General features: G+C 69.0%; 13 protein-coding genes. 7 read left to right on the forward strand and 6 right to left on the reverse strand.

Features of this window, described 5'->3' with window-relative positions; all coding sequences use genetic code 11:
• Positions 1–11 precede the first annotated feature (11 nt).
• A complete protein-coding gene (locus Ga0080574_RS10455; RefSeq protein ID WP_076698431.1) occupies positions 12–764 on the forward strand; it encodes an SDR family oxidoreductase in 753 nt (250 codons plus the stop codon).
• A 26-nt stretch (positions 765–790) separates the two neighbouring features.
• Here Ga0080574_RS10455 and Ga0080574_RS10460 read toward each other — a convergent pair whose 3' ends face one another.
• The gene (locus Ga0080574_RS10460) at positions 791–1,378 is read right to left on the reverse strand and encodes a DUF1285 domain-containing protein (protein WP_076698434.1); all 588 of its coding nucleotides are present in this window, start codon (positions 1,376–1,378) and stop codon (positions 791–793) included.
• A gap of 68 nt (positions 1,379–1,446) precedes the next feature.
• On the opposite strand from Ga0080574_RS10460, the gene Ga0080574_RS10465 reads away from it, so the two are divergent.
• From Ga0080574_RS10465 to Ga0080574_RS10480, 4 genes are read left to right on the forward strand one after another with little or no spacing between them, the layout of a single operon-like run.
• On the forward strand, positions 1,447–2,448 hold the full coding sequence (locus Ga0080574_RS10465) for an AAA family ATPase (protein WP_076698437.1): 1,002 nt from the start codon (positions 1,447–1,449) through the stop codon (positions 2,446–2,448).
• Positions 2,445–3,323, forward strand: a complete 879-nt coding sequence (locus Ga0080574_RS10470) for a DUF58 domain-containing protein (RefSeq protein WP_076698440.1) — start codon at positions 2,445–2,447, stop codon at positions 3,321–3,323. Before Ga0080574_RS10465 ends, Ga0080574_RS10470 begins: the two co-directional genes overlap by 4 nt.
• Positions 3,320–6,097, forward strand: coding sequence for a DUF4159 domain-containing protein (locus Ga0080574_RS10475; RefSeq protein ID WP_076698442.1), 2,778 nt, complete (start codon positions 3,320–3,322; stop codon positions 6,095–6,097). Before Ga0080574_RS10470 ends, Ga0080574_RS10475 begins: the two co-directional genes overlap by 4 nt.
• Complete coding sequence (locus Ga0080574_RS10480) at positions 6,094–8,133, forward strand: glutamine amidotransferase (protein ID WP_076698445.1); 2,040 nt, start codon at positions 6,094–6,096, stop codon at positions 8,131–8,133. The genes Ga0080574_RS10475 and Ga0080574_RS10480 overlap by 4 nt, the downstream gene beginning before the upstream one ends.
• Before the next feature lie 78 nt (positions 8,134–8,211).
• Here the strand turns inward: Ga0080574_RS10480 and Ga0080574_RS10485 are convergent, their stop codons facing one another.
• From Ga0080574_RS10485 to Ga0080574_RS10495, 3 genes are all read right to left on the reverse strand, one after another.
• Complete coding sequence (locus Ga0080574_RS10485; RefSeq protein WP_076698448.1) at positions 8,212–9,042, reverse strand: C40 family peptidase; 831 nt, start codon at positions 9,040–9,042, stop codon at positions 8,212–8,214.
• A complete protein-coding gene (locus Ga0080574_RS10490) occupies positions 9,039–10,421 on the reverse strand; it encodes a leucyl aminopeptidase family protein (protein ID WP_076698451.1) in 1,383 nt (460 codons plus the stop codon). The genes Ga0080574_RS10485 and Ga0080574_RS10490 overlap by 4 nt, the downstream gene beginning before the upstream one ends.
• A 78-nt stretch (positions 10,422–10,499) precedes the next feature.
• Entirely contained in the window at positions 10,500–10,892 is a 393-nt protein-coding gene (locus Ga0080574_RS10495) for a hypothetical protein (RefSeq protein ID WP_076698453.1), read from the reverse strand.
• A 139-nt stretch (positions 10,893–11,031) separates the two neighbouring features.
• Between Ga0080574_RS10495 and Ga0080574_RS10500 the strand changes: the two genes are divergently transcribed.
• Positions 11,032–11,679 carry a carbonic anhydrase gene (locus Ga0080574_RS10500; RefSeq protein ID WP_076698467.1) on the forward strand — a complete coding sequence of 216 codons (648 nt, stop codon included), beginning with the start codon at positions 11,032–11,034 and terminating at the stop codon, positions 11,677–11,679.
• A gap of 10 nt (positions 11,680–11,689) precedes the next feature.
• Here the strand turns inward: Ga0080574_RS10500 and Ga0080574_RS10505 are convergent, their stop codons facing one another.
• Entirely contained in the window at positions 11,690–12,022 is a 333-nt protein-coding gene (locus Ga0080574_RS10505) for a hypothetical protein (RefSeq protein ID WP_076698470.1), read from the reverse strand.
• A gap of 124 nt (positions 12,023–12,146) precedes the next feature.
• Between Ga0080574_RS10505 and Ga0080574_RS10510 the strand changes: the two genes are divergently transcribed.
• The gene (locus tag Ga0080574_RS10510; protein WP_198039800.1) at positions 12,147–12,638 is read left to right on the forward strand and encodes a relaxase family protein; all 492 of its coding nucleotides are present in this window, start codon (positions 12,147–12,149) and stop codon (positions 12,636–12,638) included.
• Between the two features lie 157 nt (positions 12,639–12,795).
• On the opposite strand, the gene Ga0080574_RS25875 is transcribed toward Ga0080574_RS10510, so the two are convergent.
• On the reverse strand, positions 12,796–12,933 hold the full coding sequence (locus Ga0080574_RS25875) for a hypothetical protein (RefSeq protein ID WP_156876344.1): 138 nt from the start codon (positions 12,931–12,933) through the stop codon (positions 12,796–12,798).
• Positions 12,934–12,947: the final 14 nt, after the last annotated feature.

Genomic DNA, 12,947 nt, shown 5'->3' on the forward strand with positions numbered 1-12,947 from the left:
GAGGACAGGCGATGGCGCATTTCTGGAACGGCAAGACGGTGCTGCTCACCGGCGCGACGCGGGGCATCGGGCGCGAGATGGCGCTGCAACTAAGCGCCGCCGGCGCGCTTGTGCTGGCGGTGGCGCGCAATCCGGCGGCGCTTGCCGAGCTGCACAATGCCGGCGGCTGCGCCGATTATCTGGAGGCCGATCTCGCCGATCCCGAGATCCCGCTCGGCGTCGCGAACTGGGTGCGCGACGCGCATCCCGGTTGCGCGGCGCTGATCAACAATGCCGCGGTGATGCGCTATCCGCTGCTGACCGATGGCGGCGCGCATGCGGAGGGGATCGAGGAAGAGATGCGCATCAACGCGATTGCTCCGATGCAGATCGCTGTGGGGCTGCTGCCGGTGCTGGCGGCGCAGCCCGGGGCGCGGCTGGTCAACGTGACCTCCGGCCTCGCGGTGGCGCCCAAGACCGATGCGCCGGTCTATTGCGCCAGCAAGGCGGCGATGCGCAGCTTTACCCGGGCGCTGCGCTATCAGGCGGAGGATGCGGGCTTCGAGATCGGCATCTGCGAGGCGCTGCTGCCGCTGGTCGACACCACGCTGTCGCGTGGCGCGCCCGAGGGCAAGATGACGCCCAACGCCGCGGCAAGCGCGATTCTCGACGGCGCGGCACGCGGCACGCCGGAGATCTGGATCGGCAAGGCCCGCCTGCTGCGGCGGATCATGCGGCTCTCGCCCGGGCTGGGCCACGGCATCATGCGGCGCATGACCGCGTAGGGTGGGCAATCCTGCCCACCGCTCACTCAGGGCAACTCTGCCGAAGGGATGATCGGAAAGAACGCCCCCGAGGACCAGACGCCGAACCAGCTTTGGCCCTCGACCTCGTGATGCGCGCCAACCTCGACCAGCCGGTAAAAGCTCTTGCGGTCGATCAGCGCCTCGAGATTGGCGCGGATCAGCACATAAGGCGACGGCTCCCCGGTCTCGGCGTCGCGCTCCACCCGGATCGGATGATCCGGCCCCGCCACCGCCATGTCGCCGACATGGGTGTGAAAGGTCAGCACCTGCGACTCGCCCGCGCCTTCAGCCTCGAAATCGGTGGCGACAAAGGGCGCGTCGTCGACGGTGATGCCCACCTTCTCCACCGGGGTGACAAGGAAATAATCGTCGCCATCCTTGCGCAGGATCGACGAGAACAGCTTTACCAGCTCGAACCGGCCGATGGGCGTGCCGAGATAGAACCATGTTCCGTCCCGGGCGATGCGCATGTCGAGATCGCCGCAGAACGGCGGGTTCCATTTGTGGACCGGCGGCAATCCGCGCCCTTTTGCGGCGCGTGCAGAGGCAGCCAGCCCCTCGGCGGAGGGTGTAACGGAATTTTGTGTGCTCATTGCTTTTGCCATTTTCGAACCTCGCGATACAGTCGAACCGTAAAGAAGAGATTGCAAGGAGTCAGGACATGGCCGAGGACCTGGTCGCCGAAATCGAGGCGCTGGAAGAAAAGCTGGCCGAGGCCAAGCGCGCGATCACCAGCCGCTTCATCGGCCAGGAGCGGGTCGTCGAGCTGACCCTCTCGGCCCTGCTCTGCGGTGGCCACGGGCTGCTGATCGGCCTGCCCGGGCTGGGCAAGACCCGGCTGGTGGAAACCCTCTCGACGGTGATGGGCCTCAATGGCAACCGCATCCAGTTCACCCCCGATCTGATGCCCGCCGACATCCTCGGCTCCGAGGTGCTGGAAACCGGCGCCGATGGCTCGCGCGCCTTCAAGTTCATCCATGGTCCCATTTTTTGCCAGCTCCTGATGGCCGACGAGATCAACCGCGCCTCGCCGCGCACGCAATCGGCGCTGCTTCAGGCGATGCAGGAGAAATCCGTCACCGTCGCCGGGGAAACCCGCAAGCTCGAGCTGCCGTTCCATGTGCTGGCGACGCAGAACCCGATCGAGCAGGAGGGCACCTATCCGCTGCCCGAGGCACAGCTCGACCGGTTCCTGGTGCAGATCGACGTTCAATATCCCGACCGCAAGACGGAAAAGGACATCCTGCTCGCCACCACCGGCACCGAAGAGGCCGAGGCGCATGCGGTTTTCGATCCCGCCTCGCTGATCGCGGCGCAGCACCTGCTGCGGCGGATGCCGGTGGGCGACGCGGTGGTGGAGATGATTCTCGATCTCGTGCGCGCCTTCCGCCCCGACGATCCCTCCGCCTCCGACCGGGTGCGCGACACCGTCGCCTGGGGCCCCGGCCCGCGTGCGGCGCAGGCGCTGATGATGACCGTGCGCGCCCGCGCTCTGCTGGAGGGGCGTCTGGCGCCCTCGCCGGCGGATGTGATCAATATGGCGCGCCCCGTGCTCGTTCACCGCATGGCGCTGACCTTCTCGGCCCGCGCCCGTGGCGAGGATCTGGGCGCGATCATCGACGATGTGGCCGGCGGGCTGGTGCCCAGCGAGGCCGCCGCTTGAACGAGCGCATCGCCCTACTTCGCCGCGACGCGCAGGAGGAAGCCAGCCGCTTCCCCGCGCTACTCGCCCGCGCCGAGCATCTCGCCGGCACCGTGCTTCTGGGTGAGCACGGGCGGCGGCGTGCCGGCATGGGCGACGATTTCTGGCAATACCGCCCGCTGCGCCCCGGCGACACCTATCGCAGCATCGACTGGCGCCGCTCGGGCCGGGGCGACGAGCAGTTCGTGCGCGAACGCGAATGGCAGATCGCGCAGAGCGTGCAGCTCTGGGTCGATGGCGGCGCGTCGATGCGCTTTGCCTCGGACAAGGATCTGCCCAGCAAGGCCGAGCGCGCCCGGCTGGTGGCGCTGGCGACCGCGATCCTGCTGATCCGGGGCGGCGAACGCGTGGGCTTTACCGGCTGGTCGCTGCCGCCGCGCAATGGCGATGTGCAGGTTCTGCGGCTGGCCGAGGCGCTGTCGGAGGATGGGGGCGAGGAGTATTCCGAACCCGAGGCGCGCGGCATGATTCCGCATGCGCGGGCGCTCTTCGTGTCGGATTTCCTCGGCGATCTCGATCCGGTCGAGGCGGCGCTGACCAAGGCGGCCGACCGGGGCGTGCGCGGCGTGCTCTGCCAGGTGCTCGACCCGAGCGAGGAGAGCTTTCCCTTCAAGGGCCGCACGGTGTTCGAAAGCGTCGGCGGCACGCTGGCGCATGAAACGCTCAAGGCCAGCGACCTGCGCGACCGCTATCTCGACCGGCTGCACGCGCGCAAGGATCGCCTCGCCCAGTTGTCGCGGTTAACCGGCTGGCAATACCTGTGTCACCATACCTCTGACAGCGCGCAATCGGCGCTGCTCTGGGTCTATCGTGCGATGGATGGAGGCCACGGATGACCGTGCTCGGCCCTCTCGGCTTTACCGCGCCCTGGCTGTTGCTGGGGCTGATCGCGCTGCCGGTACTCTGGGTGATCCTGCGCGCGGTGCCGCCGGCGCCGATCCGGCGGATGTTTCCCGGCGTGGTGCTGCTGCTCGGCCTCAAGGACGAGGAGCAGGTCACCGACCGCACGCCCTGGTGGCTGCTGCTGATGCGCATGCTGGCGGTGGCGGCGGTGATCATCGGCCTTGCCGGCCCGGTGCTGAACCCGCAGGACGAGGCCGGCGACAGCGCCGGCTCCGGCCCGTTGCTGGTCGTGATGGATGCCAGCTGGTCGAGCGCGTCGGACTGGCGCGCCCGGCTCGAAGCGCTCGACACGCTGCTGACCCGCGCCGAGCGCGACGGTCGGCCCGTGGCACTGATGCGGCTCACCGATCCGCAAGAACCGCAATTCCAGGCGGCGGGCGTGCTGAAAAGCCGCCTCACCGGCATTCAGCCCGAGCCCTGGCAGCCCGACGAGGACCGCATGGCGCGTGCGCTGTCGCTGCTGCCCGAGGAGGATTTCGACAGCTACTGGATGTCCGACGGGCTCGCCCGCGACAGCCGTGCGGCGCTGCTCTCGGCGCTGGAATCGCGCGGTACCGTCACCGTGTTCGAAAGCCCGCGCGCGCATTACGCCCTGACCCCGCCGCGGTTCGAGGACGGCCATGTGGCGCTGGCCCTGCGGCGGCTGCGCCCGGGGCCGGAGACCGAGCTGTCGGTCGCGGCGCATGGGCTCGATCCGGCGGGCAACCCGGCGGTGCTGGCGCGCAATCCGGTGATCTTTGAGCAATCCGCCACCGAGGCCGAGCTGGTGCTGAACCTGCCCGCCGAGCTGCGCGCGCGCATCACCCGCTTCGAGATCGAGGGCGCCCGCAGCGCCGGCGCCGTGGCGCTGCCCGATGACAGCCTGCGCCGCCGCGAGGTCGCGCTGATCGCCGGCAACGAAAACCGCGAGGGGCTGGAGCTGCTCTCGCCGCTGCACTTCCTGCACAAGGCGCTGGTGCCCACCGCCGAGCTGCTCGACGGCACGCTGGAGGCGGTGCTGCCCGCCAACCCGGATGTGATCGTGCTGGCCGATGTGGCGACGCTGGCGCCGGGCGAAGAGGCGGGCATCCTGGAGTGGCTGGAGGCCGGCGGCACGCTCTTGCGCTTTGCCGGGCCGCGTCTGGCGGCGAGCGATGTGAGCCGCAGCGAAGAGGATGCGCTGATGCCGGTGCGGCTGCGCGCGGGCGGGCGCTCGGTCGGCGGCGCGATGAGCTGGGGCGAGCCTAAATCGCTGGCGCCCTTCCCCGAGGACAGCCCGTTCTACGGGCTCGACATCCCCGAGGACGTGACCGTCAGTTCTCAGGTCATGGCACAGCCCGACCCGACGCTGGCGTCGCGGGTGATCGCGCAGCTCACCGACGGCACGCCGCTGGTGACGCGCAAGCGCGTGGGCCAGGGGCAGGTCGTGCTGTTCCACGTCACCGCCAATGCGGAATGGTCCTCCTTGCCGTTGTCGGGGCTCTTTGTGCAGATGCTGGAACGGCTGGCGGTCTCGACCATGCCCGCCGCGCCCGAGGCGGAGGATCTCGAAGGCACGATCTGGCAACCGATCCGGGTGCTCGACGCCTATGGGCGGGTCGGCGATGCCGGCACCCTGCCCGGCGTTGCGGGCGAGGATCTGCTGAGCACGCCTCTGGGACCGGAGCTGATGCCGGGGCTCTATCAGGGCGAGGAACGCAGCCTGGCGCGCAACACGGTGACGGCGGAGACGGTGCTGGAACCGGCACTCTGGCCGGAGCGGATTTCGGTCGAGGGATTGTCACGGCCGCAGGAGACGCCGCTGGCGGGCTGGCTGCTGGCCGGCGCCATCGCACTGCTGCTGGCCGACGTGATCGCCTCCTTGGCCCTGTCGGGCCGCCTCGGCGGGCCAAGGGCGCGCGGCGCGGCGGCGGCGCTCCTCGCGGCGCTGCTGATCCTTCCGGCCCAGAGCCGCGCGCAGGAGGAAGAGAGCGACGCCGCCGCGATCCTCGCCGCCTCCGAGGTGACGCTGGCGCATGTGCTGACCGGCGACCGGCAGCTCGACGATCTGGCGCAGGCCGGGCTGCGCGGGTTGTCGGACACGCTGTTCTTCCGCACCTCCGTCGAGCCCGCCGAGCCGGTGGGCGTCGATCTCGAAACCGACGAGCTGGCGTTTTTCCCGATGCTCTACTGGCCGGTCACCGCCGGCCAGCCGACACCATCCGCCGAGGCCTATGCCAAGCTCAACGAATATCTCCGCTCGGGCGGCATGATCCTCTTTGACACCCGCGATGCGGATGTGGCGGGCTTTGGCGCCGCCAGTCCGGAGGGGCGCAAGCTGCAACAGCTCGCCGCGCCGCTCGACATCCCGCCGCTGGAACCGGTGCCGCAGGACCACGTCCTGACGCGCACCTTCTACCTGCTTCAGGACTTCCCGGGCCGCTATGCCAGCCGCGATGTCTGGGTCGAGGCGGCGCCCCCCGATGCGGAGCTGATCGAGGGCATGCCCTTCCGCAATCTCAACGACAATGTGACCCCCGTGGTGATCGGCGGCAATGACTGGGCCGCCGCCTGGGCCACCGACGAGCGCGGCAATCCGCTGGTGCGCATGGGCTCGGGCTTTGCCGGCGAGCGCCAGCGCGAGATCGCCTATCGCTTCGGGGTCAATCTGGTGATGCATGTGCTGACAGGCAATTACAAATCCGACCAGGTCCATGTGCCGGCGCTGCTCGACAGGCTGGGCCAATGACCGGGCAGATCGTTTTCGACCCGCTGCTGCCCTGGCCGCTGATCTGGGCATTCGCTGCCGTGGCGCTGGCCGGAGTCGTGCTGGCGCTCTGGCGCGGGCTGACCGGCTGGCCGCTGCGGTTCTTTGCCGGCTTCGTGCTGGTCGCGGCGCTGGCCCAGCCCAGCTTTCAGGAAGAGGATCGCGCGCCGCTCTCGGATATCGTGCTGATGGTGGTGGACAAGAGCGCCTCGCAGCGCCTCGCCGACCGGCTGGAGGTGACCGAGGACGCGGCGGCGACGCTTGAAGCGCGCATCGCCGCCCGCCCCAATACCGAACTGCGCCGGATCGAGGTCGGCGACGGCGAGGGCGACACCGGCACCCAGCTGATGACGGCGCTGTCCTCGGCCATGGCCGAGGAACCGCGTGGTCGCATCGCCGGGGTGTTCCTGCTCTCGGACGGGCGGCTGCACGATCTCGACCGCGCGCCGACCCTGCCCGCGCCGATGCATCTGCTGATGACCGGACGGGATGAGGACTGGGACCGTCGGCTGATTGTGAAAAACGCGCCCGCCTTTGCCATTCTCGGCGAGCCGGTCACCCTGACCCTGCGGATCGAGGACGATGGCGCCGCGCCCGAGGCCGCGAATACCGCGCTCGACATCTCCGTCGATGGCGGCGAGCCGCAGAGCTTTACCGTGCCCATCGGCGAGGATGTGGATCTGCCGATCGAGCTGCCGCATGGCGGGCTGAACGTGATCCGCTTTTCCACCCCCGAGGGCGAGGGCGAGCTCACCGACCGCAACAACGCGGCGCTGGTGCAGATCAACGGCGTGCGCGACCGGCTGCGCGTGCTCCTGGTCTCGGGCGAGCCGCATGCGGGCGGGCGCACCTGGCGCAACCTGCTGAAATCCGACAGCTCGGTCGATCTGGTGCATTTCACCATCCTGCGCCCGCCCGAGAAACAGGACGGCGTGCCGGTGACGGAACTGTCGCTCATCGCCTTCCCGACGCGCGAGCTGTTTCTGGAGAAGATCGAGGATTTCGACCTGATCATCTTCGACCGCTACAAGCGGCGCGGCATCCTGCCGGCGATCTATCTCGACAATGTGCGCAACTATGTCGAACAGGGCGGTGCCGTGCTGGTCGCCGCCGGGCCGGATTTCGCCAGCGCCGATTCCATCTATCGCTCGCCCCTGTCAGAGATCCTGCCCGCCGAGCCCACCGCCCGGGTGATCGACCAGGGCTATCGGCCCAAGGTCACCGATCTGGGCCAGCGCCACCCGGTCACCGCCGGGCTGACCGGTGCCGAGACCTGGGGCCGCTGGCTGCGCCAGATCGAGCTGGAACCGCTGGAGGGCGATGTGGTCATGTCCGGCGTCGACGACAGGCCGCTCCTGATCCTCGACCGGGTCGGCGAGGGTCGCGTGGCGCTGCTCGCCTCGGATCAGGCCTGGCTCTGGTCGCGCGGCTACGAGGGCGGCGGGCCGCAGCTCGACCTGCTGCGGCGGCTGGCGCATTGGATGATGAAGGAGCCGGAGCTGGAGGAAGAGGCGCTCTGGGCCGAGGCCACCGGGCAGAGCATGCGCATCATCCGCCGCACCTTGGGCGAAAGCGTCGGCAGCGTGACGGTGACGCGGCCCGATGGCGAGACCGAGGAGGTGACGCTGGAAGAGGTGTCGCCGGGCCGCTACGAAGCGCTCTATGAGGGCCCCGAGATCGGGCTTTACCGGCTGCAAAACGATGAGGAAGAGGCGGTGATCGGCCTCGGCCCCGCCGCCCCGCGCGAATTCGAGCAGACCATCGCCAGCGGCGAAGCGCTGGAGCCGGTGATCGATACGATGCGCGGCGGGGTGATGCGGCTGGAAGAGGGGCTACCCAGCATCCGCCCGGTCGGCGCGGGCCGGCCCGCCGCCGGGCGCGGCTGGATCGGGATCACCCCGCGCGAAGCCTATGAGACCATGGATGTGCGGAACATTCCGCTGCTGCCGGCCTGGCTGACCCTGCTGCTTGCGTCGGGCTTCATCATCGGCGCCTGGCTGCGCGAGGGGCGGCGTTAGAGGCGCGCGGTTCCGGCACGATCCGGAGCCGCCAAATCTCTTCGAAGAGATTTGCAAGTTTCTTCGAAGAAACTTGTCCTAACCCAGCCGCGCGTGCCGTGTGACCGGCCCGTCGCCCTGCTCGGCGATCCGCGCAATCGCGGCACCGAGCGGCTCATAGGCCACCGCCATGTGAAACACATTGGCGTGCAGCAGCGTCTGTGGATCCGAGACAAGGGCGACATGGCCCTTCCAGAACAGCAGATCGCCGCGCCGGGGCTCAGTTCCGGCGGGCAGCGTCTCTCCCAGCTCCGCCTCCTGAAGATCGCTGTCGCCGGGACAGGCAATGCCGCAGGCGGCAAGACCCGCCTGCACCAGCCCAGAGCAGTCGATGCCAAAGCCGGAATTCCCGCCCCAGAGATAGGGCGTGCCGAGATAGCGCGCCGCCACCGCAACCGGGTCACTCTCGGTCTGCGACGAGAGATGTACAGTCGGCACCCAGCCCAGTTCGGTCTCGGTGAAGCGCCCCTCGCAGCGTCCGGCGGCGAGAGCGGAGAGATGGCTCAGCGCCCGCCGCTCCGGGGATTTGAAATCCGGCGCGCTATAGGCGTGGGTCTGGCGCACACAGACCTTGTGGCTCGGCGCGCCCCGCGCGGTGGCGGGCTCCAGCGCCTCTGCCGGCACCCAGCCCGCATAATCCGCCCCCGGCGCATGACCGAAGGCATGGCCCTCGCGGCGCTCCAGAAGATCGAACGCATCGCCATAGCGCAGCTGCCGGTCGCGACGGCCACCGGGCGAGAGGCTGAGATCAACCACCGGCTGAGCGATGTAACAGGGCTCGGGCTCGACCGGTGTCAGCTCCGGGAAGGCGGTGGCATGCGCGCGCGCCACGACCCGGTCATTGGCCGGTCTGCGACGGCGGTCGGTCACAGCCCCAGCGCCTGCGGCAGCGCGCCGAGAATGGCGCGCGGGCCCTGCCCCAGCCCGCCCTTGGGCCGCGCGGGCGCCGGGCTCGGCTGCCAGGCGTAAATGTCGAAATGCGCGTAGCGCGGCGTCTCCGTCACGAAGCGGCGCAGGAAGAGCGCGGCGGTGATCGAGCCCGCCATGCCCCCCGCCGGGGCATTGTCGAGATCAGCGATCCCCGGCTCGATCCGGGCCTCGTAAGGCTCCCAGAACGGCATCCGCCAGAGCGGATCCGCCGCCGCGGTGCCCGCCGCCGAGAGCGCCGCCGCGAGCGGCTCGTCATCGGTGTAGAACGGCGCCAGATCCGGGCCCACGGCCACCCGCGCGGCGCCGGTGAGCGTCGCCATGGAGACGATCAGGTCGGGCGTCTCCTCATCGGCCAGCGCCAGCGCGTCGGCCAGCACCAGCCGGCCCTCGGCATCGGTGTTGTTGATCTCCACCGTCAGCCCCTTGCGCGAGGTGAGAATATCCTGCGGGCGGAAGGCATTGCCTGACACGCTGTTCTCCACCGCCGGGATCAGCACGCGCAGCCGCAGCTTCAACCCCAGCGCCATGATGGCGCGAGCGAGGCCCAGCACATTGGCCGCGCCGCCCATATCCTTCTTCATCAGCCCCATGGAGCTGCCCGGCTTGAGGTTGAGCCCGCCTGTGTCGAAACAGACCCCCTTGCCGACCAGCGTGAGGCTCGGCCCCGCGCTGCCCCAGCGCAGGTCTATCAGCCGCGGCGCGCGCGGGCTGGCGCGACCCACCGCGTGGATCATCGGAAAGCCCTCTTCCAGCGCCGCGCCGGACACCACCTCGATCCCGGCGGAGAACTCTTTGGCCAGCGCGCGCGCCGCGTCCTCCAGTTCCTGCGGACCCATGTCGGAGGCGGGCGTGTTGACCAGATCGCGGGTCAGCGCCTCGGCGGCGGCGAGGATCTCGACCTTTTCCGCGTCAATGCCATCCGGCGCGACGAGCCGGGCGGTCTTGCCCTCGCTGCCGGCGTAGCGGGTGAAGCGGTAACCCGCGAGCAGCCAGCCCAGCGCCTCTTCTTCGGCCTTGCCTACGGGCAGGCCCGAGGCGATGCGGAACGTGCCGCCGCCCAGCTTTGCCACGGCGGCGGCGAGCGCGAAGCGGGTGCGGCGGCGGGCAGCGGCGCTGCCATAGCCGGCAAGCGCCGCGACCGGCTGCCCGGCCTCGCCCGGCAGCAGCAGCGCCTCGCCTATGGCGCCGGCAAAACCGCTGGTCTCGACCCAGCCGCGGACGGAGTCCGGCTGGCCGGCAAGCCAGCCCTCCAGCCCATCCGTTTCGACGAGATGCAGCGGCAGCGCCTGCGCGTCGGGTGCGGCGAAACGGAATGACATGAGCGGGCCCCTTCTGGCAAATGATCGTGCCGGGAGCCTAGCGATGCGGGCGGCGCCTGCAAGGGGCAGCGAGGCGCGCTAGACGGAGAGATCCTGAAGATCCCAGACCGCGTAGAGCGAGCCCTCGCCGATGCGGGCCAGACGCGCCAGCGTCGCGGCCAGCGCCACCGCATCGCCATCGTCGATGCATTGCACCACGTCGATGGCGATCCGGCTGAGCCCGGTCATGCCGATTTCCCCGGCAATGGCACCGAGCGCGCGCGTGCATTTGCGCATCTGCGCCAGATCGCCCTCTTCGTAGAAGCGATCCGCCTGTCCGAGCCGGCAGGCCAGCTCTTCCATGGCGCGGCACACCATGTTCTCGCCGTCGCGCGCGCCGAGCCGGGCGTAGAGCTCCGCAAGCCGTTCCGGATCGAGCCCCGGCGTCTCGCTCGGGGACAGTATTGCGACCTGTTCCACCACCTCGTCCATCCTCGATCACGTCCCCACAGCCGTGTTGAGTAACGCTCCGAAGTTCCCAAAAGGTTAGACCGGCCGCATTTCTTCTCTCGAATTCCACTTGAATACAGCGTATTTCCTTGTCGGATTGTGATGCGAGCAGGAGACCGTGATGCAGGCCGCAAAACCGCTACCGCAATATCTCGTCCAGCGTTTTCAGGGCTGGAAGGCCACGAGCTATAGCTCAAACCATGCCTGGTTCAGGCGGCTGGCATCGGAGGGGCAGCATCCCCGCGCGATGGTGATTTCCTGCTGCGACAGCCGGGTGCACGTGACCTCGATTTTCGGCGCGGATACCGGCGAGTTCTTCATCCACCGCAATATCGCCAACCTTGTGCCGCCCTACGAGCCCGATGGCGATCACCACGGCACCTCGGCGGCGGTGGAATACGCGGTCACCGCGCTGAAGGTCGCGCATATCATCGTCATGGGCCACTCCAGCTGTGGCGGCGTACAGGGCTGCCTCGACATGTGCTCCGGCAAGGCGCCGGCGCTGGAAGAGAAATCGAGCTTTGTCGGGCGCTGGATGGATATTCTCCGGCCAGGCTACGAGAAGGTCAAGGATCTGCCGGAGGACAAGGTCTCGAAGGCGCTCGAGCATCAGGCGGTGCTGACCTCGCTGGGCAATCTGATGAGCTTTCCCTTCGTGCGCGAGGCCGTCGAAGCCGAAGAGATGAGCCTGCACGGCGTCTGGCATGAGATCGGCAAGGGCGAGCTCGAGGTCTACGACCCCAAGGCCGGGGGCTTCGTCGCGGTCTGAGCGCGCGCGTTCAGCAATCGAGCTCGGCGGTGCAGCCGTCGGGGTTGAGCTTCACTGCGGGGCGCCCGAGCCGGGCGCTGAGCGTACCGAGCGGCGCACCGATGGCGCCGCCGGTGCAGAGCGCGATGCCGGTTTCGGCGTTCAGAATGACCATGTGGCCCATGCGGAAGGTGAGCCCATAGCCCCGCCGCGCCAGCGCGGCGGCGAGGATCGCCCATTCCGACGCGGACTCGAAGATCGGCAGCAGCACCTGGCGCAACAGCGCGGCGGTTTCGCAATCGAGCGGATCGGGAAGCGCGGCAGGATGGGGCTGGGCCTCGGCAGCGCGTGTCTGGACTTGCATCTCTCACCTCCTGGGCTGGGTGATTAGAGAGGCTGCGACTCAAATTTGACGAAAATTGGGCGCAGCCCTTGCCTCAATGGCACTAATCGAATGTTAACCTTGCACCGGCACGCGGCGGCGCATGATGGAACGGGATGTGACGGTGCGTCTGCCCGGCCCGCTTTACGAGGCGGCGCTGCGGCTGGCGCGACAGAGAGACGAGACGCTGGGGCGGGTGATCCGGGAGGCGCTGGCCGCCGAGATCGGGCGCCAGCGCAACGGCGCGAAGTCGCCCAATCGGGCGGATGAGCAGCTCCTCGGCCCCTTGCGGGTCCTCCTCGCCGCGGATCTGGCCGAGGCCCGCAGTTGGGACGATCTTCGGACACGCCTGCGCGACAAGGGTTTCGCGCTTCATCCGGCGGGCGGCGGCCTCGCGCTGCATTCCCATCCCGATGGCACGCGCCTCTGCAAGGCCTCGGAACTCGGTCAGAGCTATGTCACCCTGATGCGCCGTTTCGGTCGTCCCTTTCCCGGACATCCGCATCGCCGCTTGGCTGAACCTATCCTTCCGCCGGTGCCCCGACAGGAAGAAGACGACTTCGACGTCATAGACCGCGAGCCTTTTCGCGAGCGATGACCCCCTGATGCACGGATCGAAATCCACATAGCCGGTCTTGCGCCATCCCGGACCCGGAGAGAGAGCGGGCGAGAGAGAGAGATGGGTCCGCGAGGCAAGGCGCAAGAACCGGCACCGGCGCGACGGCCGTCCTCCGGCGGCAACCGCATGAAACGGATCAGAGCCCGAGGTAGCGCAGGACGCGGTCCACGGTTCCCATAACCGGGCGCTCGTGACGTTCGCAGAGCATCAGGCTGCGGGCGGTGAGAGCGGCGTTGCGGCGGCCGCGGGCGATTTCGATCAGGTCGGCGGTCATGTCTGGGCTCCTGG

The sequence above is a fragment of the Salipiger abyssi genome (genome assembly GCF_001975705.1).
GTDB classification, from domain to species: domain Bacteria; phylum Pseudomonadota; class Alphaproteobacteria; order Rhodobacterales; family Rhodobacteraceae; genus Salipiger; species Salipiger abyssi.

What these genes read in the sequence shown, in the direction of transcription:
- Ga0080574_RS10455 (WP_076698431.1), top strand. Translation starts at nt 12, where the DNA reads ATGGCGCATTTCTGGAACGGCAAGACGGTGCTGCTCACCGGCGCGACG.
- Ga0080574_RS10460 (WP_076698434.1), bottom strand. Translation starts at nt 1,378, where the DNA reads ATGAGCACACAAAATTCCGTTACACCCTCCGCCGAGGGGCTGGCTGCC.
- Ga0080574_RS10465 (WP_076698437.1), top strand. Translation starts at nt 1,447, where the DNA reads ATGGCCGAGGACCTGGTCGCCGAAATCGAGGCGCTGGAAGAAAAGCTG.
- Ga0080574_RS10475 (WP_076698442.1), top strand. Translation starts at nt 3,320, where the DNA reads ATGACCGTGCTCGGCCCTCTCGGCTTTACCGCGCCCTGGCTGTTGCTG.
- Ga0080574_RS10480 (WP_076698445.1), top strand. Translation starts at nt 6,094, where the DNA reads ATGACCGGGCAGATCGTTTTCGACCCGCTGCTGCCCTGGCCGCTGATC.
- Ga0080574_RS10490 (WP_076698451.1), bottom strand. Translation starts at nt 10,421, where the DNA reads ATGTCATTCCGTTTCGCCGCACCCGACGCGCAGGCGCTGCCGCTGCAT.
- Ga0080574_RS10495 (WP_076698453.1), bottom strand. Translation starts at nt 10,892, where the DNA reads ATGGACGAGGTGGTGGAACAGGTCGCAATACTGTCCCCGAGCGAGACG.
- Ga0080574_RS10500 (WP_076698467.1), top strand. Translation starts at nt 11,032, where the DNA reads ATGCAGGCCGCAAAACCGCTACCGCAATATCTCGTCCAGCGTTTTCAG.
- Ga0080574_RS10505 (WP_076698470.1), bottom strand. Translation starts at nt 12,022, where the DNA reads ATGCAAGTCCAGACACGCGCTGCCGAGGCCCAGCCCCATCCTGCCGCG.
- Ga0080574_RS10510 (WP_198039800.1), top strand. Translation starts at nt 12,147, where the DNA reads ATGGAACGGGATGTGACGGTGCGTCTGCCCGGCCCGCTTTACGAGGCG.
- Ga0080574_RS25875 (WP_156876344.1), bottom strand. Translation starts at nt 12,933, where the DNA reads ATGACCGCCGACCTGATCGAAATCGCCCGCGGCCGCCGCAACGCCGCT.